The following is a 21,596-nucleotide window of genomic DNA, read 5'->3' as shown; positions in this document are numbered from 1 at the left end:
AGTGATCGTTTACTGAAAGATCAAAACGGTAGCACCGGCTCACCGAGAACAGCTCAGGAAGGCACCTCACATGCGCGTCAGCAGCAGGATCGCCACCTTCGCGGCCACCGCCATCAGCGCCAGCGGCCTGGCCCTGGCCGCCCTGACCACCCCGGCCCTGGCCGCCTCAGCCCCGGTTCCATCTCCGATCGCCCCTTACGCTCAGGCCGCCGCCCAGGTCAACGCCAACGGCACCATCACCAACTCCAAGAACGTCACCAGCGTCACCAAGGTCGCCACCGGCAAGTACTGCGTCCAGCTCCACTCCGACGTCTCGGCCGCCCGCGCCGTCCCCATCGCCACCCTGCGCTCCTCCGCCGACTGGCGCAGCGAGATCTTCACCAACATCGACAACTCGAACTGTTCCGGCCACCCCAACTCGGTCCTCGTCTACACCGGCAAGAACGGCGCCGCCGCCGACGAACCGTTCTTCCTGATCATCCCCTGAGGCCCGCGAGACGACCCCTGGCGCCCTACTGGCCAGGGGTCGTTTGTGTTTCTCTGGCCTGAGAAGCACCGGGGCGCCCGTGGGCGTGGTCGGGGTGGTGTCAGCCTCTGACCTCGACGTTGCCGCCGATCATGGAGGCGGGTGGGCACCAGGTGGTGGAGGAGGAGGTGGTGGGGACCCACGCGCCGAAGTTCTTCAGGGTGGTTCCTCCGTCCCGGTAGAGGCAGACGGCTCTGTGCTCGCCGGTGCCACCCGAGCAGTAGGTGGTGACCGCGCCGTTGTAGGGGTAGGTCGGACGGCATCCGACCGGTGCCGCGCTGGCGGGTACGGCGGCGGCGAGGGTTCCGGCGCCCAGCGCCACGGCGAGTACGGCTGCGGCGGACAAACTGCGGATTCTCACTGGGTGTTTCCTTGCGTTTTGGGGGGTTAACGCCTCCAAGATGATCATCAGTCACCGGGAATAACGAGATCATATTTACCGATATTTCGGCCCTATGGTTGATATCTCCCTGCCGTTTTGCCCCCGAAGTAATTCCCGCCCTCGGAGGGCTCCCGCGAAGAAGCACCGTCCGCCCCACGACCCTCCCGAACAGGGACGGGTGAAGTGATGACTTCCTCACTGTAACGATCAGTGCACACATAACTACAAATAGTTACGATCGTGGAAGCATTCACCCTCCAGCGCCCCGACTCCGGCGCAGACGGAAGAGGAGATCACGACGATGACGCGACGACTGCTGACCGGAACGTACTGGGTGGACACGGGCGAGCGGATGATCAGGGCGGCGGCCTCCACCGCCCTGGCCGCGCTGAGCGCCAAGCAGGTCGGACTGTTCGACGTCGCCTGGCCCGCGGTGGTCTCGGTGGCGGGCATGGCGGCGGTGGTCAGCATGCTGACCTCGGTCGCGGCGGGCACCACCGGCGACCCCCAGACCGCGGGCTTCACCACCGGCGCCAGGAAGGGCGTCAGACCGTAGCCGTCGTCACCGAGCGCCTCGCCGTACAGCATGGTCGGGGGCGCGCCGGTGACGGGAAGCGCGGCGGCGATCCCCCTCCTGAGGCTCCTCACGCTCTCAGTCCCGCGACGAGGAGTCCGACCAGGCGGCGGGCGTCGTAGTGGGGGTCGCCGTTCGCGCCTATGCAGAGGTTCCCGATGCCGCGCATGAGTTCGTAGGCCTGAAGGCCGGGACGGATCTCCCCGGACTCGGTCGCGGCGTCGAGCAGCCGGGCGCACACGGGCACCAGGCGGTCGATGAAGTAGGCGTGCAGCGTGTCGAAGCCGGGGTTGCCCGGTTGCAGCACGGCGGCGAGACCGTGCTTGGTGACCAGGAAGTCGACGAAGAGGTCGATCCATCGCCCCAGCGCGGTGTACGGCGTCGCACCGGAGGCCAGCAGGGCCGGACCGGCTTCGGCGCAGGCCTCTACCTGGTGGCGGTAGACGGCGATGATGAGGTCCGCCCGTGTCGGGAAGTGGCGGTAGATCGTGGCCGTCCCGACGCCCGCCCTGGCCGCGATGTCGCGTACCGGCGCCTCGACGCCCGAGGTGACGAAGATCGCGGCGGCCGCGTCGAGCAGAGCCTCCTTGTTGCGCTGGGCGTCCGCCCGCCTGGGCTTGTCCACCACTCCGTCCTCCATCGAACCTGCCGAGCTTGCTAAACGGGACAACGTTCCATATCGTTAACCGGGACAACGTCCCGTTTATCCATGATGGCAGAACGGGGCCCGGCGGCCAAGCCGTACGTCATCACCCCCGATGGAGGAACCCAGCCATGCAGTATCGCGACCTGGGCCGCACCGGTGTGCGGGTCAGCTCTCTCGCGCTCGGCGCGATGAACTTCGGCAGGATCGGACGCACCACCCAGGAGGAGGTCACCGCCGTCATCGACGCCGCCCTCGAAGGCGGGATCAACGTCATCGACACCGCAGACGTGTACGGCGCGGGCGAGTCGGAGGAGATGGTCGGCAAGGCCGTCGCCGGGCGCCGCGACGACATCGTGCTGGCCACGAAGGCGGGCATGCCGATGGGCGAGGAGCGCAACCACCGGGGAGGTTCGCGGCGCTGGCTGGTCACCGCGCTGGACGACAGCCTGCGCCGCCTCGGTGTCGATCACGTCGATCTCTACCAGATCCACCGGTGGGACCCGAGCACCGGCGACGAGGAGACGCTGTCGGCCCTGACCGACCTGCAACGCGCGGGAAAGATCCGGTATTTCGGCTCATCGACCTTCCCCGCGTACCGCATCGTGCAGGCCCAGTGGGCCTCCCGTGAGAACCACCTGGGTCGTTACGTCACCGAGCAGCCCAGCTACTCGATCCTGCAGCGCGGCGTCGAGAGCCACGTGCTGCCCGTCACCGAGCAGTACGGACTCGGTGTGCTGGTGTGGAGCCCGCTGGCCTCCGGCTGGCTGTCGGGCGCGATCCGCGAGGGCAGGGAGGTCGCCACCAACCGCTCGACGTTCATGCCGCAGCGCTTCGACACCGCAGTCCCCGCCAACCGCGCCAGGCTCGACGCCGTCGAACGGCTGGCCAAGGTCGCCGACGAGGCCGGGCTGACCATGATCCAGCTCGCGCTCGGTTTCGTGACCGCGCACCCCGCCGTGACCAGCGCGATCATCGGTCCCCGTACGCTGGATCACCTGCGTTCACAGCTCGCCGCCGCGGACACGGTGCTCCCCGCCGACGTCCTCGACGCGATCGACACGATCGTCGCCCCCGGTGTCGATCTGGCCCCGCACGAGAAACACGACACCCCGCCCGCGCTGCTCGACCCGTCGCTGCGGCGCCGCCTCAGATGACAATGCTCTCCGCGGCCTGCCGTACGGTCTCGGGAGAGGCGCCCTGGCCGGGGTTCTCCAGGGCGAGGGCCTGGTTGCGGGCGACGAAGGGGCGCATGCGCTCCTCGTAGCGTTCGAACGCCCCGGCGAGCTTCCTGCCGAGTTCCTCGGCCAGCACGTACGCGCCGACCATGGCCAGGCTGGTGCCCTGGCCCGACAGCGGCGAGGCGCAGTAGCCCGCGTCCCCCACCAGCGTGACCCTGCCCCTGGACCAGCTGTCCATCTTGACCTGGGCCATGGCGTCGAAGTAGAAGTCGTCGGCCTTCCACATGGCCTCGATCAGCCGGGGCGTCTCCCAGCGCAGGGACGAGCAGTGCTCCTCCACGAGGCGCTTGTTCCCCTCGGTGTCGCGGGGGTCGTAGTCGATCGGCCCGGCCTCGAAGCCCAGGTTGACCCGCATCACGTCGGTGTCCCGGTCGCTGAACAGGCCGAACCCCGCCTCGCCCTCGTGGTGCCAGACCTGCCAGTGGTCCAGGCCGAGGAAGTTGGGGGCAGTGTAGATCGAGACGTATGTGCCGAGGTGGTGCAGGAACTGATGTTCGGGGCCGAAGACCAGGTCACGGACGTTCGAGTGCAGGCCGTCCGCCCCGACCACGTAGTCGTAGCGGCCTCGCGCGCCGCTCTCGAACGTGACGTCCACGCCGTGTTCGTCCTGGTCGATGGCGGCGATCGAGTCGCCGTACAGGTACTCGGCGTCGGTCGCCGCGGTGACGATGGCGGTCAGGTCGTCGCGCAGGATCTCGATGTCCGGGCTGTCGAAGCGGCCTCCGCTGACCGTCTCCTCGGTGCTGCGCATGGTCTCGTTGCCGTCGCCGTCGACCATCGACATGCCGCGCATGGTCGTCCGTACGGCCCTGGCCTGCTCCAGGACGCCCATCCGGTCGGCCACGGTCAGCGCCGCCCCCCGGATGTCCACGGCCTGGCCGCCCGTGCGCGGGGTGGAGGCACGCTCGACGAGCGTCACCTCGGCGCCGTGTTCACGTAGCCAGTAGGCCAGGACGGGGCCGCCGACACCCACGCCCGAGATGAGAACCCTCATGGGACACTCCTGTCTGTTGACGTTGTACGCAGAACAGAAATTACGATGTACGAACAGCTAGCAGCAAGGTGAAACAGCACGTTCTGTACTAGTACAGGGAGCACGATGTCCCAGCCGCCCCACGCGCGTATCGCCGACGACATCAGGCGCCGCGTCGCCGATGGCAGACTCCGCGAGGGCGACCGGGTGCCCTCGACCAGGCAGCTCGCCAGGGACTGGGGGGTCGCCCTGGCCACCGCCGCGAAGGCGCTGACCCTCCTGGCGCGGGAGGGCGTCGTGGTCGCCGAGCCACGGGTCGGCACGGTGGTCGCGAAGCCCCGGGGCCGCCCGGTGTCCGCCCGGCGTCCGGTGGCACCGGGCGGCGACCTGACACGGGAACGCGTCGTGCGGGCCGCCATCGAGATCGCCGACGCCGACGGCTTCCCCGAGCTGACCATGCGCGCCGTCGCGGACAGGGTCGGCGCGGCCACCATGTCGCTCTACCGGCACGTGGGCGGCAAGGACGACCTGGTCCTGCTGATGATCGACGCGGTGGTCGAGGAGTTCCCCCTACCCGAGGTCTTTCCGTACGGCTGGCGCGCCCGCCTGGAGACGTCCGCGCGCCTGCAGTGGGCCGCCTACCGGGCTCATCCGTGGCTGGTCAAGGCGACCTCACTGGTGAGGCCGCTTCCCTCGTCCAACCTGATCAGGCACACCGAATGGGCGTTCGCCGCGCTGGAGGACACCCCGATCGACGCCATGACCAAGATGCATGTGCACACCCTGCTCTACAGCTTCGTGCAGGGCATCGCGGTCAACATCGAGGTCGAACGGCAGGCGTTCGCCACCACCGGGCTCACCCAGAACGAGTGGATGGACGGCCAGGAGGACAACCTTCGGACGCTCTTCGAGACCGGGGACTACCCGGCCTTCTCCAGGGTCGTCGACGACCTGGCCGGTGCCTTCGACCTCAACCTCGACCGCCTCTTCGAATTCGGCCTGTCCGCCCTCCTCGACGGCCTCACCACGATCATCGAGAGGCGCTGACCGGAATCCTTCTGCGGCAGGATCGGCTGGTTGTCCATGAGATGTTGGGCAAGGCCGAGGCGCACGATCGGATGGCGTACGGCCATGGTCGTCCTTCTTCGGAGCCGCTTCTGTGGGTGCCGGACGCTCTGGCGTGGGCCTACGGGAAGGGGGGCGACTGGCGTCGTCGCACAGATGGTGTGGTGCGGAACGTCGTCAGTGTGACTGCCTGAAGAACGTCCCCGGGAAACGCGAAACCCGGCCGACTCACCGTCCGGAGAGCTGCCGGGTTCACTTCCGTGGACTAGTGCCCACGACGCCCTCATCGTGCACCACGACGGACACGAAGTCAATTGTGAGTGACTACTGAGAGTCACACGCGTTTTGTGGTGAGGCGGTGGAGGAGGTAGAGGCCGCCGAGGGAGATGGTCATGATGCCTGCGGGGAGTTGGGTGGGGGCGAAGGCGCGCTGGGCGAGCCAGTCGGCTCCGGCGAGCAGGGTGGCGCCGACCACGGCCGAGAGCGCGAGGGCGGTTCCCGTGGCGGGGAGCAGGCGGCGGGCGATCTGCGGGGCGGCCAGCGCGACGAACGCGATGGGGCCCGCGGCGGCGGTGACGGTCGCGGTCAGCCCGACGCCGACGGCGACGAGCGCCAGCCGTACGGGCTCGACGCGCAGGCCGAGGACGACGGCGACGTCGTCACCGAGCCGCAGGACGCGCAGCGGTCCGGACAGGACGGCGGCGAGGGTGAGGAGCACCGCCAGGACGGCGAGGGCGGGCAGGGCGTGTTTCCAACCGAGGGACTCCAGCGAGCCCGCGCCCCAGAGCGCCGCGCGGGCCGCGACGTCGAGGTCAGCGCGGTAGATCAGCCAGGTGTTGACGGAGGCGAGCATCGCCGTCACACCGATCCCGACGATGATGAGGCGGTGTCCCCGCATGCCGCGTCTGAAGGCCAGGGTGTAGACGAGTCCGGCCGTGACCAGGCCACCGCAGAGCGCCCCCGCCGCGATCTGGAGGTAGCCCCCGGCGCCCGTCACCATGATCGTGATGAGCGCGCCGGTGTAGGCGCCGGTGTCGAAGCCGATGATGTCGGGGCTGCCCAGGGGGTTGCGGGTGATGCTCTGGAAGATCGCGCCGCTGAGGCCGAGCGCCGCGCCGAAGGCGAGGGCGAGCAGGGCACGTGGCATGCGCCAGGACAGGACGGCCGTCCCGCCGAGTGTGTCCCCGGCGTTCCCGGCGAGGATCCGGAGGACTTCGAGCGGGGAGAGACCGATCTCGCCCGTGCCCAGGGCGAGGAGGAAGACCAGCGCGCCGATGGAGGCGGTGACGAGGAGTACGGCGAGGTGCCCGCGGACGCCTCGGTGTGGCCTGACGACGTGACGCTGAAGGGTCATGCTGGGCCTCTGGCTTGTCCGCGGGTCAGTGCGCCGGAAGGGATGAGACAGACATCTCCGAGTAGCCAGGGCGTGCCGTGCCTCCGGCTCGGCTGCGGATCGGCATGACGAGAGGCGGCGCGCGGAGGGAGGACGCCTCGGTGGGGCCCCGGGTGCCGGAGCACGCCGTACACACGCGGAGAAAGGGTGTCTCGATGGGATTGCGGGCCGTACGTCATGTTGGGCCTCGGTGGCGGATCAAGACGATGAGGAGGGGGGCGCCGAGGAAGGCGGTGACGACGCCTACGGGGAGTTCGCCGGGCCATACGACGACGCGGGCGAGGACGTCGGCGGAGAGCAGGACGAGCGGGCCGAGCAGGAGGGAGACCGGCAGGATCCAGCGGTGGTCGGGGCCCGCGACGTAGCGGGCGATGTGCGCGACCATGAGGCCGAGGAACATGATCGGCCCCGCCAGCGCGGTCGCCCCGCCGGTGAGCAGCGTGACGGCGGCGACGGTGAGGACGCGGACGACGGTCAGGTTGACGCCGAGGGAGCGGGAGAGGTCCTCCCCCATCGCGACGGCGTTGAACGCAGGGGCCACCCAGACGGCCAGGGCCAGTCCGGCCAGGACGAACGGGATGACGTGCCGGGTGGCCTCGGGGTCGGAGCCCGCGAGCGACCCCGCGGCCCAGGCGCGCATGCCGTCCAGGACGCGGGGGTTGAGCAGGGTGAGGCCGGACTGGATTCCGGCGAGCACCGCGCTGAGGGCGACGCCGACGAGGACGAGCCGCGTGGGGTTCGTCCCGGATCGCCCGAGTGCGCCCACCAAGTAGACGAGGACGGTGACGGCGGCGGCGCCCAGGAAGGCCAGCCAGAGGTGGGCCTGGACCCCGGTGAGCCCGAGGAAGGCGACCCCGAGGGTGACGGAGAAGCCCGCCCCGGCGCTCACCCCGAGGATGCCGGGATCGGCCAGCGGATTCCTGGTCAGCGCCTGGATGAGGGCACCGGCCACGCCCAGCGCGGCGCCGGTGACGAGTCCGAGCAGGGTGCGCGGGAGCCGTACCTCCCTGACGATGGTCGCGCTCTCGTCGACGCCCGCGCCCGTGAGCGCCTGGAGCGTCTCGCCGACGCCGAGCGCCTTCGAGCCGATCGCGACGCTGCACACCACCGCGGCGCCGAGCAGGAGCAGGCCTCCCGTGAGGTACGGCACGGCGCGCGCAAGCGGCCTCTCGGCCGTCCCGCGCGTGGGGGTCACGACCCGGTCCGCCTGGCGGAGACCTTGCCGAGGCCGTCCCTGAGCCTGTCGAGGAGCCAGGGCACGGCCACGACGTTGGGGGCCTGGAGGGCGGTGGCGACCTCGATGTCCAGCGGCACGTACCGGGACTTCATGATGCCGAGCTTGCCGACCACGGGGTCCTTCTCGAACTGCTGGCGGTACTGGTCGCTCTGGTAGGTCATGAAGAGCACGTCGGCGTCCTCGAACAGCCCGGCCTGCTCGTAGCTGACGTCGATGGTGCCCGGGACCGACCCCTTGCCCCTGAGGTTCGCGACGGCGGGCAGGGGCACGAGGCCCAGGCCGCTCATGAACTTCGCGGTGAGGTTGTCCTTGGCGACGACCATGACGGCGACCCCGGCTCTGGCCTGGCCGTACAGGTAGGTGCCGCCGTCGAGGCCGGGGAGTTCCTCGCGGAGCGCGGAGACCGCCTGCTCGGACTTGGTGACGAGTTCCCGCGCCGCGGTCTCCTTGCCGAGGGCCCTGCCGATCCTGCGGGCCTCGTCGGGACCGGATGCCTGGTAGAGGCCCTTCTCGTAGGTGACGACCGGGGCGATGTCGTTGAGGAGTTCGTAGGTCTGCTCGTTGAGGCTGTAGGCGGCGGTGGCGAGGATGACGTCTGGCTTGAGGGTGGCGATCTGCTCGACGTTGATGTCCATGGGGTTCAGCCAGGTCACCGGTTCGGGCAGCGGGGTGACGTAGGGCAGGTTCCTGTCCTGCGAGAGGCCGCTGACGCTGCCGAAGCTCTGCACGCTTCCCACGACCTCGGCGCCGAGGGCGGAGGCCACCGCGACGTCGGAGTAGCCGAGGGCGACGACCCGGCGTGGTTCCTTCTGGATGGTGACGTCGCCCCAGGCGTTGTGGAGGGTGAGCGGGAAGCCGCCCTGTCCGGCTTTCACCTCGGGCGCGGGGGCTTCGGCCGCTGGGGAGGCCGTACAGCCCACGAGAAAGAGTGTGGCGGCGAACGCGCCGACGGCGGCGGTGAGCGGACGTCGGAGGAGTCTCATGGGTGTGGTCCTTTGCCGAGGGAAGCCAGGGAAGGCCGGGATTATGGTTGGCCCGAAACCTGCGCTACTTAGGTTAGCCACACCTAACTGTACATGTACAGTAATTAGAGTCCTGTAACGGGTGAAAGGGTTCGAAACCCTGACGGGGTGGTGAGGGGTACCGAGGAGGAGATTGCTGGATAGTTGGGCAATCATCCTTTTCTCGGAAGGGCACCCCCCATGTCCCTGATCAAGCGTTTCACCGTCACCGTGGCCGCCGCGCTCCTCGCCGGGCCGCTGCTGACGGTCCCGGCCGCGCACGCGGCGGGAACGTACGTCTGTGAGAGCGGGACCTTCTTCGAGCGCGGACCCGTCGGAGGTCCTCCCCTCTGGCATGCCTGGGGCAACCCGTGCACGGGCTCGGGTGACGGGGGCGCCGGTGTGATCACCATCTCCTCGGGCCCGAGTGCGGGCACCTACCGGTGCGACCGGGTGACCCTGCTCAGCCCCACCTGGGCCTCGGGAAGCGCCTGCGTCAAGCTGTAACGCAGTGAGGAGAGGGGTCCGTGAGATACGTCTTCCCCGGGGAGGGCAGCGCCTGCTGGGACGGCTTCCCCTCCCGCCGAGGGGACATCGTCATCAGCACCCGCTCAAAGAGCGGCACGACGTGGATGCAGATGATCTGTGCGCCGCTGATCCTGCGGACCCCCGACCTCCCTGAGCCGCTTGCGGAGATGTCGCCGTAGCTGGACAACCTGACCGTGCCGAAGGAGGAGCTGTTCGAGCGGCTCGAAGCCCAGCGGCACGTACCGACAGGCTCGCTCCCAACCAGGCCAGGGTGCTGAGGGATACTGCCGGGTTCTTCCGCAGGGGTACCTCAGAATCGGGCCGCGAGTTGCTCACTTCGGACGAACTGGCCCATTACCACGAGCGGACGAGCCGCCTGCCCTACCCGACCTGCTGGAATGGCTCCACCGCCGCTGAGCCGTATGGTCACGGCAGGGGCTGGTTTTCTCCGCATGACCGTCAGACTGTGTCGCGGGAGGTCTTCCAGAAGCCGAACTACACGATATGGAACGGCTTCAGGGGGAACAGGACGATGTAGTTGTCTGCCCGTTAGGATCCCAGATCATGGCCGGTCAACTCTCCACGAACAGCACTGACCACGCCCACGCTCTCGCACGCCAGGTTCGAAAGCTGCGCGAAACGCGCGGATGGTCGAGAGAACACCTCGCCATCGAAGCTGGAATCAGTTTGAGCACTCTTGCGCGTCTGGAGAGCCAAAGCGTGGCCCAGCCAGGTTTCTTCACGGTCGGAGCTGTCGCGGAAGCGTTGAACGTGTCGCTCGACGACCTGTTCCGAAGCACGCGCACGAATCCTGGGCTGTGGTCTGCCGGTTATGAAGGGCGTGACATTGACTCGTTCGTTGCGTCCTTACTCGACCACGGTATCGACATGGTGGCCGATGTACGCCTCACGCCCATTAGTCGAAAGCCCGGTTTCAGCAAATCTCGCCTGGGTGAGGCGCTCTCCCAGGCGGGCATCCAGTACACCCATCTGCGCGCCCTTGGTAATCCGAAAGACAACCGTGCCCCGTTCTGGGACGGTCGTGTGAACGTGGGGCAGGCGCGGTTTCGCGACATACTGCGCTCAGCCGAAGCACAGTCGGACCTCAATCGCCTGACCGAGCAGGCCGTACAATCACGTGTCGCCGTCCTGTGCTTCGAAAAGGACGAGGAGCGCTGCCACAGGAAGGTGGTCCTGGACACGGTTCGTGAGCGGATCGTCGTGGAGGTGCAGTCACTGAGCTGAGACCAGCGGGCTGTACCACATTGTGGTCTTGACCGAAGGTCGTTTCTCCTTTCCCATCGGATCAGGGATATCCCGTGGGAAGGGAAGGCATGGCAGGCGACTGGCAGCGAGACCGAATAATGATCACGGTCAAGACTTATCCGGAACTGTCCTCGAAGTATCGAGAGACAAGCTGCGTGGCCGGCATACGGCTGGATCGCGGAAAACCTCAGCATGTACGGCTCTTCCCCGTACCCTTCCGTCTCCTGAGCACGGACGTCCAGTTCACCAAGTACTCAATTGTCGAGGTTGACGTCAGACGACACTCCGGAGACAGGCGCCCCGAGAGTCTGCGCCCCAACCTGGAAACCTTACATGTCGTTGGAAGCGTGCCACCGTCCGACGGCTGGAGGCAGCGATATGCCTACGTCGAACCGCTCGTTGCCCCCTCTCTGTGCGCAATCAAACGCGATCAGGAAGTCAACGGGACCTCCCTCGGTATCTTCCGACCAGCTGAGATCACCGACTTCAGGTTAGAGCCGGCGGAACCATGGCCTGCGGCGAAAACCGCCCTATCAGGCCAGATGGACCTGTTCGATCAAGATCTGAGGCCTCTGGAGTGGGTGCCCTTCGAATTTCGCTACCGATTCCGCTGCGCGGACAGTCACTGCGCAGGGCATGACATGGGGCTCAAGGACTGGGAAGCTGGCGCCTCCTACCGAAAGTTTCTGCGCGCATACGGTGAACGGGCCGCCAGAGAGAAGCTACACGAGCGATGGTTCGAGCGTGTCATTACTCCGGATCGGGCGGTTCACTGCTTTGTAGGAAACATCGCAGCCCGCCCTCGAACCTTCATGCTGCTAGGCCTGTTCTATCCTCAGCGAAGTGTCGTTGAGTTTGTACAGGACGATCTGTTCTCCGTGTGAGATTTTTTGCCGATGACAGATGGCCCACATTCACATCGAATCATTTATCCAGTCGGTCGCCCGCAGCACGGCCCCGGAATCCTCTTCGGTCGAAAAATTATTTCTGCATCCCAGAACTTCCTTCGAGCGCGCGACGTAGAAAACATGGTTTAAATTTTGCCAAGCTTCTTCTCATTCGAAGAAGCAACCGGTCACAGCAGGGACTGGCCGATGAGTTCCTTCATGATCTCTGTGGTTCCGCCGTAGATGGTCTGGACCCGGGTGTCCACGAAGGCTCTGGCGACCGGGAACTCTCGCATGACGCCGTAGCCGCCGTGGAGTTGGACGCAGCGGTCGACCACGCGCTGGCACAGTTCGGTGTTCCACCACTTGGCCATGGCGGCCTCCTCCGAGGTGAGGCGTCCGGCGTCGTGTTCGGCAACGCAGCGGTCGGTGAAGGCGCGGGCGACCGTGAGGGCGGTCCTCAGCTCGGCGAGCAGGAAACGGTTGTACTGGTGTCGTCCTATCGGCCGTCCGAAAACCTCGCGTTTGCCGCAGTAGACCAGGGTCTCCTCGAAGAGCCGTTCGGCGGTGGTCAGCGCGGAGACGGCGAGCATCACCCGTTCCTGCCGGAGGGTCCTGATCAGGTAGGCGTAGGCGCGGTCCTCGCGACCGAGCAGGTTCTCCACCGGGATCTCCACGTCCGACAGGAAGAGTTCGACGGTGTCGAGGGCCCGCATCCCGATCTTGTCGAGCGTCCTGCCCCTGGTCACCCCCACCCTGGTCGGCTCGACGACGAAGACACCGGCGTCGGAGGGGCGCTCCCCGGTCCGGGCCACGACCAGCACGAGGTCGGCCGTGGCACCGTTCGAGACGAAGGTCTTCTGCCCGTTGAGCACGTAGCGGTCGCCGTCCCGCACCGCCTTGGTCCTGATGCGCCGCAGGTCGCTGCCCGCGTCCGGCTCGCTGATGGCCACGGCCGTGACCAGTTCGCCCGAGCAGAAGCCGGGCAGCCAGCGCCGCCGCTGCTCCTCGGTCGTGTGCGCGCGCAGGTAGAGGCCGCAGATCTCGTTGTGCAGGGAGAGCGCCGGGGCGTGGGCCCCGGCCTTCGCGAACTCCTCCCCCAGCACCGCGTGGTAGCGGTAGTCGGCCACGCCCGCTCCGCCGTACGCCGGATCGACGTCGAGGCCGAGCAGGCCGTGCTCGCCCGCGCGCAGCCACACGGACCGGTCGGCGGCGCCGTGCTCCTCCCACCGCTCCAGGTTCGGGGTGACCTCCCTGGCCACGAAGGTCCGCACGAGGTCGCGGAACTCCTCGTGCTCCCGGGTGAAGAGGTCACGACGCATCGAGCACCCGATCCCGTACGGCCGCCGCCCGCCAGGTGGGCAGGATGTCGCGCAGCCGGTTCATCATCGCCTGGCAGTAGGCGGCGTTGTGCTCCAGGCTGCGGTGGCGCGGATAGGGCATCTTCCTGCGGCCCCGGTGGTCGACGACGAACCTCCCGGAGTCACCGGCCTCGACGAAGCCCGCGTCGGCGAGTGACTCCACGGCGGTCTCCGGCAGGTCCACCACGAGCGTGTAGCGGTCGCGCTTCACGATCCGCACCTGCGAGAGCGCCACCGCGGGTTCTGAGACCGCCTCCCGGTAGACGTACGGCCTGGCCACCAGGTCGAGTTCGAAGACGGCGCGCAGCGCGGGGTCGGCCAGCCAGCCCTGCTCGCGGAGGAAGTCCTCAAGCAGGGTGTCCATCTCCGCCCGGTGGGAGTGCAGCACCATGTGCAGGACCTTGCCGATGTTGTTGAGGTCGTAGTTGCCCAGGCCGCGTACCGACTCGTCGAAGAACGCGCAGATCTCCGTGTCGGTGCGGCGGCGGTAGTGGTCGGCGGCGCGGACGAGGAAGTCCTCGTAGGAGCAGACGCCACTGCGGTCGAGTTCCCTGGCGACGTGGAAGCCGGAGCGGGCGTTGTAGAGGCTGATCACGGCGTAGTAGAACCAGGCCCCGGCCTGGAAGTCGTCGCGGGTCACCCACTTGGTGGCCACGACCACGTCGGCCTCGGCCACGGGGTCGTCCACCCGGACGGTCTCGATGCCCAGCGCCTCGCGCGTGCCGTACATGGGGGTGTTGCGCAGCAGGAGCTGGGGGTAGGCGACGACGGCGTCGGCCCCGGTGCGGCACACCTTGGCGATGCCCGCCTGGAAGGACTTCAGCGTCTCACCGGGCAGCGGCCAGATCAGCTCGGTGTAGGAGCTGATCTGCTTCTCGTGCAGCTTGAGCTGGAGCTCCACATAGGTGGACTCCTTGATGTTGGCGCGCTGCACGATCTCCAGGGTCTGCGGGCTCAGCGTCTGCAGCGAGACCGGCTGGCTGGTCAGCAGGCCGCCGTCCACGAGGATCTCGGTGATCTCGGTGACCCGGTCGGGACGGTTCTTCGCCGCCTGGATGGCGATCATCATCGGGTAGCCGGTACGGCGTTTGCCCTCGACCAGGTGCCGGGTCAGCTCCACGTCGCGGGGCAGCGCCCCCCAGTTGGCGTCGGCGACGAAGACGCTCTCCACGCCGTGCTCGCTGATCCAGGTGAGGTCGTCCTTGACCCGGTCCAGCTCCCAGCGGTGGACCTTGTCGTTGGTCGCGGCGCCCCAGTAGCAGTAGGAGCAGCTGTAAGGGCAGCCCCTGTTGGTCTCCACGACCGCGAAGGTGTACTCCCCGCCGTCGAACAGGCCCGCCGCGAACGGCGAGGGGATCTCGTCCAGGTCCGTGATGCGCGCGGGCTTCTCGGTGGTCAGCAGCTCCCCCGCCGACCAGAAGCTCATCCCCGGCACCCGCTGGAAGTCCGGTACGGCTGCCCGCCCACGGGCGGCGAGCAGTTCGACGAGCAGCGCCTGGAAGGGCCGTTCCCCCTCGGCGTTGCACACCAGCACGTTCTCCAGCTCGGGCGCCACGTACTCGGCTGCGTGGTTCATCACCTGGGGGCCGCCCAGGACGAAGCAGGCGTCGGGGCGGTGCCGTACGAGCTCGTCGAGCACCTCCTTGATCCGGCGCATGTTCCACAGGTAGCAGCTCATGCCGTACACGTCGGCGTCCTGGGCGAGCAGCGCCGCGACCAGCTCGGGAACCGGCGTCTGCGCCATGGGGGCGTACACGGTGAAGTCACACCCGGCCGCGATCTCGGGGTCCTGGAGGGCGTAGGCCTGGAGGTAACCGGAGGCCAGGGGCAGGGTGTTGGCGTACAACGGCAGTTCGAGCAGGCTCACCCTCAGCCGCGTTCGAGAGCTCATCGGTCCTCCCCCGCCGTGGCGCCGATCGCGGCGGCCAGTTCGTGCAGCACCTCGTGTTCGAACACGTCCTCCGCGCCGAGTCTGATGCCGCGTTCGCGGGCCCGGGACGCCAGCCGCATCGCGCTGAGCGAGTCGCCCCCGAGGTCGAAGAAGCTGTCCTGGCGTCCGACCTCGTCGAGTTCGAGCACGTCGCACCAGATCTCGGCGAGCACCCGCTCGGCCTCGGTCAGGAAACCGGCCTCGCTCGCGGCGCGGGCGGGGAGGGGGCGCCTGGCCAGGGCGTCGCGGTCGAGCTTGCCGTGCGGGGTCAGGGGCAGCCGCTCGACCGGGACGATCGTCTGCGGCACCATGTGGGCGGGCAGCAACCCGGCCAGTTTCTCCCCCAGGTCCTCAACCGGGCCGTCTGTCACGACGTGGCCGACGAGCCGGTCACCCCGCTCGTGCAGGACGACGGCCGCCTCGCGGACCCCGGGCAGCCGGGTCAGCGCCGTCTCGACCTCGCCGAGTTCGATCCGGAAGCCACGCAGTTTCACCTGGTCGTCGGCCCTCCCGACGAAGACCAGGGCGCCGCCCGGCAGCTCACGGACCAGGTCGCCGGTGGCGTAGACGCGCTCGCCGGGGGTGAAGGGGTCGGCGGGGAAACGTTCCTCGGTCAGCTCGGGTCTGCGCAGGTAGCCGAGGGCGACCCCGGCCCCCGCGACGTACAGCTCTCCGACGGTGCCCGGGGGCACGGGGTGCCGATCGGCGTCCAGGACGTAGGCCCGCAGACCGGGCAGCGGCCTGCCGATCGGAGGGTCCTGGCCCCCGACCACGTCGGCGGGATCGAGCTCGGCCCAGGTGGCGACCACCGTCGTCTCCGTCGGCCCGTAGAGGTTGTACACGGTGAACGGCAGGCCGAAGGGCGGGTGACGGCGCAGCCTCTCCCCGCCCAGGAGCAGGACGCGGGGGGCGGAGCCGTACAGGTCCCAGGGCTGGTCGAACATCTCGACGGCGAGCACCGTGGTCAGGAAGCACACGGAGATGCGTTCCTGGGCGAGCCACTCGGCGAAGTCGGCGGGAGAGTCGGGCAGCCGTCCCTCGACCAGGCGCAGGGTCGCGCCCCACGCGAGGCAGGGCCACACCTCAAGCGCCCAGGCGTCGAACGAGGGCCGGGCGAACTGGGTGATCCGGTCCTCGGGCCGCACGCCGAAGGCCTGGCCGTACCAGGAGACCAGGTTGGCCAGTCCGCCGTGCGGCACCATGACGCCCTTCGGCGTGCCCGAGGAGCCCGAGGTGTAGGTGACGTAGCAGACGTCCTCGGTCGTCACATCGAGCGGCGGGCACACCGGGGCGTCGGCGGCGAGCAGCTCCTCGACGGCGAGCACCTTGGCCGCTCCCCCGCCGAGCCGTCCGGCCGTGGCGGCGCGGGTGACGACGAGGGGGGCGCCGGAGTCGGCGACGATCGTGCTGAGCCTGGCGTCCGGTTCGTCCACGTCGACACCCACGTAGGCGCCCCCGGCGAACAGCACCGCGAGGGCGGCGACGACAAGCTCCGGTGAGCGTTCGACGACCAGCGGGACCAGAGTGCCGCCGTCCACGCCGTGGGAACGCAGCACGCTCGCCATCCGGCCCGCCCGCTCGACCAGTTCGCCGTAGGTCAGCTCGGTTCCGGCGGACACGATCGCCGGGTGGTCGGGGCGCGCCCGCGCCCAGCGCGCGACAAGAGCGGGAACCGCGGCACCGACCGTCATCGGTTCGTTCATCGTTCCGCCTCCGAGGCATACGAAAAGACTTTGCGTGACTCATGGGGAAAGGGTTCCGCCGAACCGACGCGCCTTTTGTTTAACCGTTTGTTCGGGGTTTCCGGAAAACACCGCGCGACACCCGCCGCCCGGCCGCGCGGACGCATCAGGGCAGGCGGAGTACGGCTGACCGCTCCGTGGTGTCCCTTTCCTCGTGCGGAGACGGCCGGGTCCGAGCGCGGGAGACTTCTTCAATCGGCTCGAATCATATGCACCCGACAATTCCGGGAGAAGGGCCTCAGAAAACTGAGCATTCTACGATAAAAAGCCAGCGAAGGGAGGGGGACATCTGGATAATCGGGGTTTCCTGCCCCGGCGCGGAGGCGCTCCGGGCTCGGGCGGAGGGGACACCCCGGGTCTCGGGCATGGCGGTGCCCGAGGCCCGGGGCCACGCCTCCGGGGCTACTCCCAGCCCGCTTCCGCCCACACGCGCCGCAGGTCCTCCGCCTCCCGGAAGTGCACCCCGGTCATCCCCAGCAGGGTGGCGGCCTCGACGTTCTCCCGGCGGTCGTCGATGAACAGGCACCGCTCGGGGACCGCGCCCGCCCTGGCCGCGGCGAGCTCGTAGACGCGCCGGTCCGGTTTGGCGACCCCCACCCTGGCGCTGCTCACCACCTCGTCGGCGAACAAGGTCAGGCCGAGCCCGTCGAGCTCCTCCTCAAGGCGGGTCGTGGCGTTGGTGACCAGCACCACCGGCACGTGCCGCTGCGCCAGCGCCAGCAGCTCCCGCACCCGCTCGTCCACCCGGGCGGGCACCGCCATGAACTCCCCGACCAGCCGCGTCGCACGCTCGGGTGAGCCGAGCAGGCCGGTGAACTCCGTCACCAGCGCCGCCTCCCACTCCTCGAAGGTGATCTCGCCGAGGACCGCGGGGCCGATCAGGGCCGGGCTCAACGCCGTCGCGAGGACAGTCCCCGGGGCGAGGCCGTACCCGTGGTCGATGCCCGCCTGGACCCGCGCGTCGTGAACGCGCAGCACACCGTCGAAGTCACACAGCACCGCGTCGAAGGGGGACATCTCTGTACGGTACCCACGGGCCGGGAGTCCGGCGATTCGGCGGGGGCCGAAAGAGTTGCCCGGCGATCTCCGGGGCCACGAAGGTTGGGCAGGGAACCGTACCGGTGGGAGAGCCGGAAGAGGAATCACGCGGCAACGGATTCGGAACGCCATTCCCGTGGGCGGACGCATGTGGAAGAGGACGGCGGCCGGAGATCCCATGGGAACCCGGAATATCGGTTCCTGGCGAGGACGGCCGTGTTTCACGAAAAACACCGCCGCGACGGTCAGGAAGGGGGTGATCGGCCATGGGTGAGTCTCCGATGATTACCATCTCCACCAGGATGGAGTAGTACTTCGAAAGCTGGATATCCCCAGCTTGACTGGGTGCGCGCGCCCTCGGAAAGAGTGCTCGCGCACCCAGCCGTCCGGCCGGACCCCAGAAATCCACGCGAGATCTCCGGAAAGCGTCGAAAATCTATGAGCACCCCCCTGCCGAACGATGTCCTGTCACGAGGACGACGCGCCGCCGAATGGCTCGCGAAGGAACATCCCGTTTCCCGGATCTATCTCGGTGGGGCGCCCACGGCGGGGCTCGGCTCCCCGATGTCGGACATCGATCTGTTCGTCGTCAGGGCCGACTGCGAATCACTTCCCCCGGCGCAGCTCGAATTCGAGGGCGAGCGCGTGGACGTGGAATACCTGGACCTCGACCGGCTGCGCGGGGACGTGCAGGAGAGCACGGTCTTCCGGGTGACGAACACCGACTTCAGCCAGACGGCGCGGTTCAGCCGTAACCGGCTCGACGTTCTCACGCGTTTCCTGCTCGGCGAGGTCGTCGTGGACGACGGTGAACTCGCCGCGTTACGGCGGCGTCTGACGGAGAGCATGCCGGACTTCAGGCGGCTTCTCATCACGCGGCACGCGATCGACGCGCACAACCTCACCGAGGACATCTGCGGCGCCATTCTCAACGGGGACGCGCCCGCCACGAGATATCTCTCCCAGGAGCTTCTCCACCGCGCGACCGAGGCGTACCTGTGCATGCGCGGCGACCTCTACGTGAACACCAAGTGGATCTGGGCCCGCTGGAGGCGCTCGGCGAGCGACCTGCTGAAGGCCGCGGTCACCGAGGTGATCGACAATTCGTACGCGGCCGAGGGCGACGTCGTCCGCAGGAACCGCTTCCTGGCGCAGGACCTGCTGGTCATGGCCGCGACGGGCCTGGAGTACGAGCCGGTGCTCGGCGCGGACCCGGAGCACCACACCCGGCGCACCGACGTGTGCGTGATCCCCATGAAGGGCGACGGCGTCCTCATCGAGTCGATACGCGGTGAGTCCGTGCTGCTGAGCTGGCAGGGCGCCCTGCTGTGGGGCATCTCCCACGGCCGTCCCAGGGAGGAGGCCGTCCGGCTGATGGGGGGCGTGCTCGCCTCGAAGGGGCTCCAGGTCGGCGAGGACGAGATCGCCGCCTACCACGCCTCGCTCGTCGACGTGGGCGTCATCGGCCTGCCATGAAAGGCCCGCTTCGCGACGCGAACTTCCTCAGGTTCTGGACCGCGGTCACCGTCTCGGGGATCGGGTCCCAGATCACGCTGATGGCCCTGCCGCTGACCGCGCTGGTGGTCCTGCACGCCGACCCCGTGCAGCTCGGCGTGCTGTCCGGCCTGCAGTACGTCCCCGCCGTGGTTGTCCTGCCCTTCGCCGGGGTCGTCGCCGACCACTGGCCGGCCAAGCTGGTCAACGCCGGATGCGACCTGGCCCGCGGGCTGATCCTGCTCACCGTGCCGATCGTCACGGCCACCGGGGTGCTGAGCCTCAACTGGCTGTACGGCCTGGGCCTGGCCATGGGCGTGTTCAAGGCCCTCGGCGACGTGGCGCACCACTCCATGCTTCCCAGGATCGTCAGCGAGGAGCAGCTCGTCCCCGGCAACGCCGCGGTCAGCACGAGCTACTCCGTCGTCGACGTGACGGGCCCCGGGCTCGCGGGACTGCTCGTCCAACTGCTCGGCGCGCCGTACGCCATCCTCGTGGACGCGGTCTCCTACCTGCTGTCCGCCTCGTTGCTGGCCACGCTCAAGCTCAGGTTCTCCGGGCGGAAGGGGCCGCAGCGGCTGCGCTGGGGGACGGCGATCACCGAGGGGTTCCGCTACTTCTTCCGGGACCGCCGGGTGCTCGCCTTCGGGGTGGCCAGCGGGCTCGGCAACATCTGCATCCAGGCGTTCGAAGTGACGATCATCATCTACGTGGTCCAGTCGCTCGCGCTGACGCCCGCGCTGCTCGGGGTCGTCGTGGCGGCCGGGGCCGTGGGAGGGATCGCGGGCTCCGCCTTCGCGGCCTACGTGCACAGCCGCTTCCCCGCGGGGCCGACCATCTTCGCGGCCCAGTTCATGAGCGGGGTCGGGGTGATGGCGGCGGCCTCGGCCACGCTTCTCGACGGTACGGCGGCGCGCGTCGCCGTGCTGGTCGCGTGCATGTTCGTCAGCACGTTCGCGCTGGCCGTCTACAACGTCCACGCCATCAGCGCCAGGCAGGCGATCGTCCGTCCCGAGTTGATGGGGCGGGTGACGGCGAGCTACCGGCTGATCTCGCACGGGGCCATCCCCCTCGGGGCGCTGGCCGGGGGCATCGCGGCGCAGTCCCTCGGCACCGCGACCACCGTCTTCCTCACCGGGACCGTCCAGGCGCTGCTGCCGGTCGCGTTCCTGCTCACCTCGTTCGGGATCATCTACCGCAACCCGGGCCTCGTGCGGGCCTCGGAGGGTCAGGCCTGACGGGGTGGGGCCGTGGAATGCCGTACGACCAGGGAGCTGCGCAGCGCGACGGGGCGCGGCTCCCTGGCGGCGAGCCGGTCGTGCAGCGCCTGGGCACCAGCCGCCCCCAGCTCCGTGACCGGGATGTTCACCGTCGTCAGCGTCGGGTGCAGGACGTCGCTGATCGGCAGGTTGTTGTAGCCGATCACCGACAGGTCGTTCGGGATGTCGAGCCCGAGGCTGCGGGCGACGCTGAAGACCACGACCGCGAGGTTGTCGTCCTCGCAGACGACCGCCGTCGGGGGCGGGTCGGAACGCAGCAGCTCAAGGGCCGCCCGGTGGGCGTCAACGGGGTCGAAGGTCGTGCCCGCAACCGTGAGGGTCGCCCCCGCGCGGTGCCTGACCACCGCGCGCAGGGAGCGCAGGCGGGTCGTGAACATCCAGGCGCCGCGCCGTTCCACGTGCAGGTAGCCGATCCTGTGGTGGCCGAGGTCCAGCAGGTGCCGGGCGGCCTCGCGGCTGCCGACGGCGATGTCCACGTTCACCGCGTCCGGGTAGAGCCGGGGGTCGCAGTCCAGCGGCACCAGCGGCATGACGCCCTGCGGCCGGATGCTCTCGGTGCCCACGGCGCCGTAGACGAGCATCCCGTCGATGGCCTGCTGCGGTATCGGCAGCAGCCGCTCGTGCCTGTCGGTTCCCATGGGATACACCAGGACGCTCGTGTCGTACTGGTTGGCGACCTGGGTCGCTCCCACGTGGAGGTTGGCGAAGAACACGTTCGTGATCGCCGGGACGATCAGCAGCACCGTGCCGGTGCGCTCAAGGCGCAGGCTCCGTGCCGCCAGGTCCGGCTGGTAGTCCATCTCCTCGGTGATCCGCCTGATCCTGTCCGCCGTCTCCGCGGAGACCCGGCCCGGCCACTTCCCGGTCAGGACGAGGGACACCGTCGACTGCGAGACCCCGGCCGCCTGGGCCACATCCCTGCTGGTGATGCGCGCTTTCACCGGCCTCAGCATGTCCAATCACCCTGTGTGTTCGTCATGGGGCACAGACGGGCATTGCCCCCGTGCGCCGCTGCCACTCGATGCTCTGCGATCC

General features: G+C 68.7%; 21 protein-coding genes. 10 read left to right on the top strand and 11 right to left on the bottom strand.

Annotated elements, in window-relative coordinates:
* The first annotated feature begins 70 nt into the window (after positions 1–70).
* Complete coding sequence (locus FHS44_RS00645; RefSeq protein WP_184711888.1) at positions 71–487, top strand: hypothetical protein; 417 nt, start codon at positions 71–73, stop codon at positions 485–487.
* Between the two features lie 100 nt (positions 488–587).
* Here FHS44_RS00645 and FHS44_RS00640 read toward each other — a convergent pair whose 3' ends face one another.
* Positions 588–887 carry a hypothetical protein gene (locus tag FHS44_RS00640; RefSeq protein ID WP_184711887.1) on the bottom strand — a complete coding sequence of 100 codons (300 nt, stop codon included), beginning with the start codon at positions 885–887 and terminating at the stop codon, positions 588–590.
* A gap of 322 nt (positions 888–1,209) precedes the next feature.
* Here FHS44_RS00640 and FHS44_RS00635 point away from each other — a divergent pair, with 322 nt between their 5' ends.
* The gene (locus FHS44_RS00635) at positions 1,210–1,464 is read left to right on the top strand and encodes a holin (protein ID WP_221460270.1); all 255 of its coding nucleotides are present in this window, start codon (positions 1,210–1,212) and stop codon (positions 1,462–1,464) included.
* An 88-nt stretch (positions 1,465–1,552) separates the two neighbouring features.
* On the opposite strand, the gene FHS44_RS00630 is transcribed toward FHS44_RS00635, so the two are convergent.
* Complete coding sequence (locus FHS44_RS00630; RefSeq protein WP_184711886.1) at positions 1,553–2,122, bottom strand: TetR/AcrR family transcriptional regulator; 570 nt, start codon at positions 2,120–2,122, stop codon at positions 1,553–1,555.
* Between the two features lie 134 nt (positions 2,123–2,256).
* Between FHS44_RS00630 and FHS44_RS00625 the strand changes: the two genes are divergently transcribed.
* On the top strand, positions 2,257–3,282 hold the full coding sequence (locus FHS44_RS00625) for an aldo/keto reductase (protein WP_184711885.1): 1,026 nt from the start codon (positions 2,257–2,259) through the stop codon (positions 3,280–3,282).
* Here FHS44_RS00625 and FHS44_RS00620 read toward each other — a convergent pair.
* The gene (locus FHS44_RS00620) at positions 3,275–4,360 is read right to left on the bottom strand and encodes an FAD-dependent monooxygenase (protein WP_184711884.1); all 1,086 of its coding nucleotides are present in this window, start codon (positions 4,358–4,360) and stop codon (positions 3,275–3,277) included. The genes FHS44_RS00625 and FHS44_RS00620 overlap by 8 nt on opposite strands.
* 105 nt (positions 4,361–4,465) lie before the next feature.
* On the opposite strand from FHS44_RS00620, the gene FHS44_RS00615 reads away from it, so the two are divergent.
* The gene (locus tag FHS44_RS00615; protein WP_184711883.1) at positions 4,466–5,386 is read left to right on the top strand and encodes a TetR/AcrR family transcriptional regulator C-terminal domain-containing protein; all 921 of its coding nucleotides are present in this window, start codon (positions 4,466–4,468) and stop codon (positions 5,384–5,386) included.
* A 352-nt stretch (positions 5,387–5,738) separates the two neighbouring features.
* On the opposite strand, the gene FHS44_RS00610 is transcribed toward FHS44_RS00615, so the two are convergent.
* From FHS44_RS00610 to FHS44_RS00600, 3 genes are all read right to left on the bottom strand, one after another.
* On the bottom strand, positions 5,739–6,758 hold the full coding sequence (locus FHS44_RS00610) for a FecCD family ABC transporter permease (RefSeq protein ID WP_184711882.1): 1,020 nt from the start codon (positions 6,756–6,758) through the stop codon (positions 5,739–5,741).
* Between the two features lie 214 nt (positions 6,759–6,972).
* A complete protein-coding gene (locus FHS44_RS00605) occupies positions 6,973–7,992 on the bottom strand; it encodes a FecCD family ABC transporter permease (RefSeq protein ID WP_312863483.1) in 1,020 nt (339 codons plus the stop codon).
* A complete protein-coding gene (locus FHS44_RS00600; protein ID WP_184711881.1) occupies positions 7,989–9,017 on the bottom strand; it encodes an ABC transporter substrate-binding protein in 1,029 nt (342 codons plus the stop codon). Before FHS44_RS00600 ends, FHS44_RS00605 begins: the two co-directional genes overlap by 4 nt.
* Positions 9,018–9,236: 219 nt before the next feature.
* Here FHS44_RS00600 and FHS44_RS00595 point away from each other — a divergent pair, with 219 nt between their 5' ends.
* From FHS44_RS00595 to FHS44_RS42850, 4 genes are all read left to right on the top strand, one after another.
* Positions 9,237–9,542, top strand: coding sequence for a hypothetical protein (locus FHS44_RS00595; RefSeq protein ID WP_184711880.1), 306 nt, complete (start codon positions 9,237–9,239; stop codon positions 9,540–9,542).
* Between the two features lie 20 nt (positions 9,543–9,562).
* The gene (locus tag FHS44_RS00590; RefSeq protein ID WP_221460269.1) at positions 9,563–9,742 is read left to right on the top strand and encodes a sulfotransferase domain-containing protein; all 180 of its coding nucleotides are present in this window, start codon (positions 9,563–9,565) and stop codon (positions 9,740–9,742) included.
* 385 nt (positions 9,743–10,127) lie between these two features.
* Complete coding sequence (locus tag FHS44_RS00585) at positions 10,128–10,808, top strand: DUF488 family protein, N3 subclade (RefSeq protein ID WP_184711879.1); 681 nt, start codon at positions 10,128–10,130, stop codon at positions 10,806–10,808.
* 89 nt (positions 10,809–10,897) lie between these two features.
* Positions 10,898–11,713 carry a DUF8757 domain-containing protein gene (locus FHS44_RS42850; protein ID WP_513762518.1) on the top strand — a complete coding sequence of 272 codons (816 nt, stop codon included), beginning with the start codon at positions 10,898–10,900 and terminating at the stop codon, positions 11,711–11,713.
* A gap of 191 nt (positions 11,714–11,904) precedes the next feature.
* Here FHS44_RS42850 and FHS44_RS00580 read toward each other — a convergent pair whose 3' ends face one another.
* The 4 genes from FHS44_RS00580 to FHS44_RS00565 form a co-directional block, all read right to left on the bottom strand.
* The gene (locus FHS44_RS00580) at positions 11,905–13,038 is read right to left on the bottom strand and encodes an acyl-CoA dehydrogenase family protein (RefSeq protein WP_184711878.1); all 1,134 of its coding nucleotides are present in this window, start codon (positions 13,036–13,038) and stop codon (positions 11,905–11,907) included.
* Positions 13,028–14,968 (bottom strand): B12-binding domain-containing radical SAM protein, encoded by a 1,941-nt coding sequence (locus tag FHS44_RS00575; RefSeq protein ID WP_184711877.1) that lies wholly within the window; start codon positions 14,966–14,968, stop codon positions 13,028–13,030. The genes FHS44_RS00580 and FHS44_RS00575 overlap by 11 nt, the downstream gene beginning before the upstream one ends.
* The gene (locus FHS44_RS00570) at positions 14,965–16,710 is read right to left on the bottom strand and encodes a non-ribosomal peptide synthetase (protein ID WP_184711876.1); all 1,746 of its coding nucleotides are present in this window, start codon (positions 16,708–16,710) and stop codon (positions 14,965–14,967) included. The genes FHS44_RS00575 and FHS44_RS00570 overlap by 4 nt, the downstream gene beginning before the upstream one ends.
* A 441-nt stretch (positions 16,711–17,151) precedes the next feature.
* Complete coding sequence (locus FHS44_RS00565) at positions 17,152–17,766, bottom strand: HAD-IA family hydrolase (protein ID WP_184711875.1); 615 nt, start codon at positions 17,764–17,766, stop codon at positions 17,152–17,154.
* A 459-nt stretch (positions 17,767–18,225) separates the two neighbouring features.
* On the opposite strand from FHS44_RS00565, the gene FHS44_RS00560 reads away from it, so the two are divergent.
* Entirely contained in the window at positions 18,226–19,263 is a 1,038-nt protein-coding gene (locus FHS44_RS00560) for a hypothetical protein (RefSeq protein ID WP_184711874.1), read from the top strand.
* Positions 19,260–20,519: an MFS transporter gene (locus FHS44_RS00555; protein ID WP_184711873.1), complete on the top strand. Its 1,260-nt coding sequence runs from the start codon at positions 19,260–19,262 to the stop codon at positions 20,517–20,519. Before FHS44_RS00560 ends, FHS44_RS00555 begins: the two co-directional genes overlap by 4 nt.
* Here FHS44_RS00555 and FHS44_RS00550 read toward each other — a convergent pair.
* Entirely contained in the window at positions 20,510–21,502 is a 993-nt protein-coding gene (locus FHS44_RS00550; RefSeq protein ID WP_184711872.1) for a LacI family DNA-binding transcriptional regulator, read from the bottom strand. The genes FHS44_RS00555 and FHS44_RS00550 overlap by 10 nt on opposite strands.
* Between the last annotated feature and the right edge of the window lie 94 nt (positions 21,503–21,596).

Origin of the sequence: Streptosporangium saharense, assembly GCF_014203715.1 — a bacterium.
Taxonomy (GTDB): Bacteria; Actinomycetota; Actinomycetes; order Streptosporangiales; family Streptosporangiaceae; genus Streptosporangium; species Streptosporangium saharense.
This window is presented reverse-complemented; position numbering and strand designations above follow the sequence as displayed.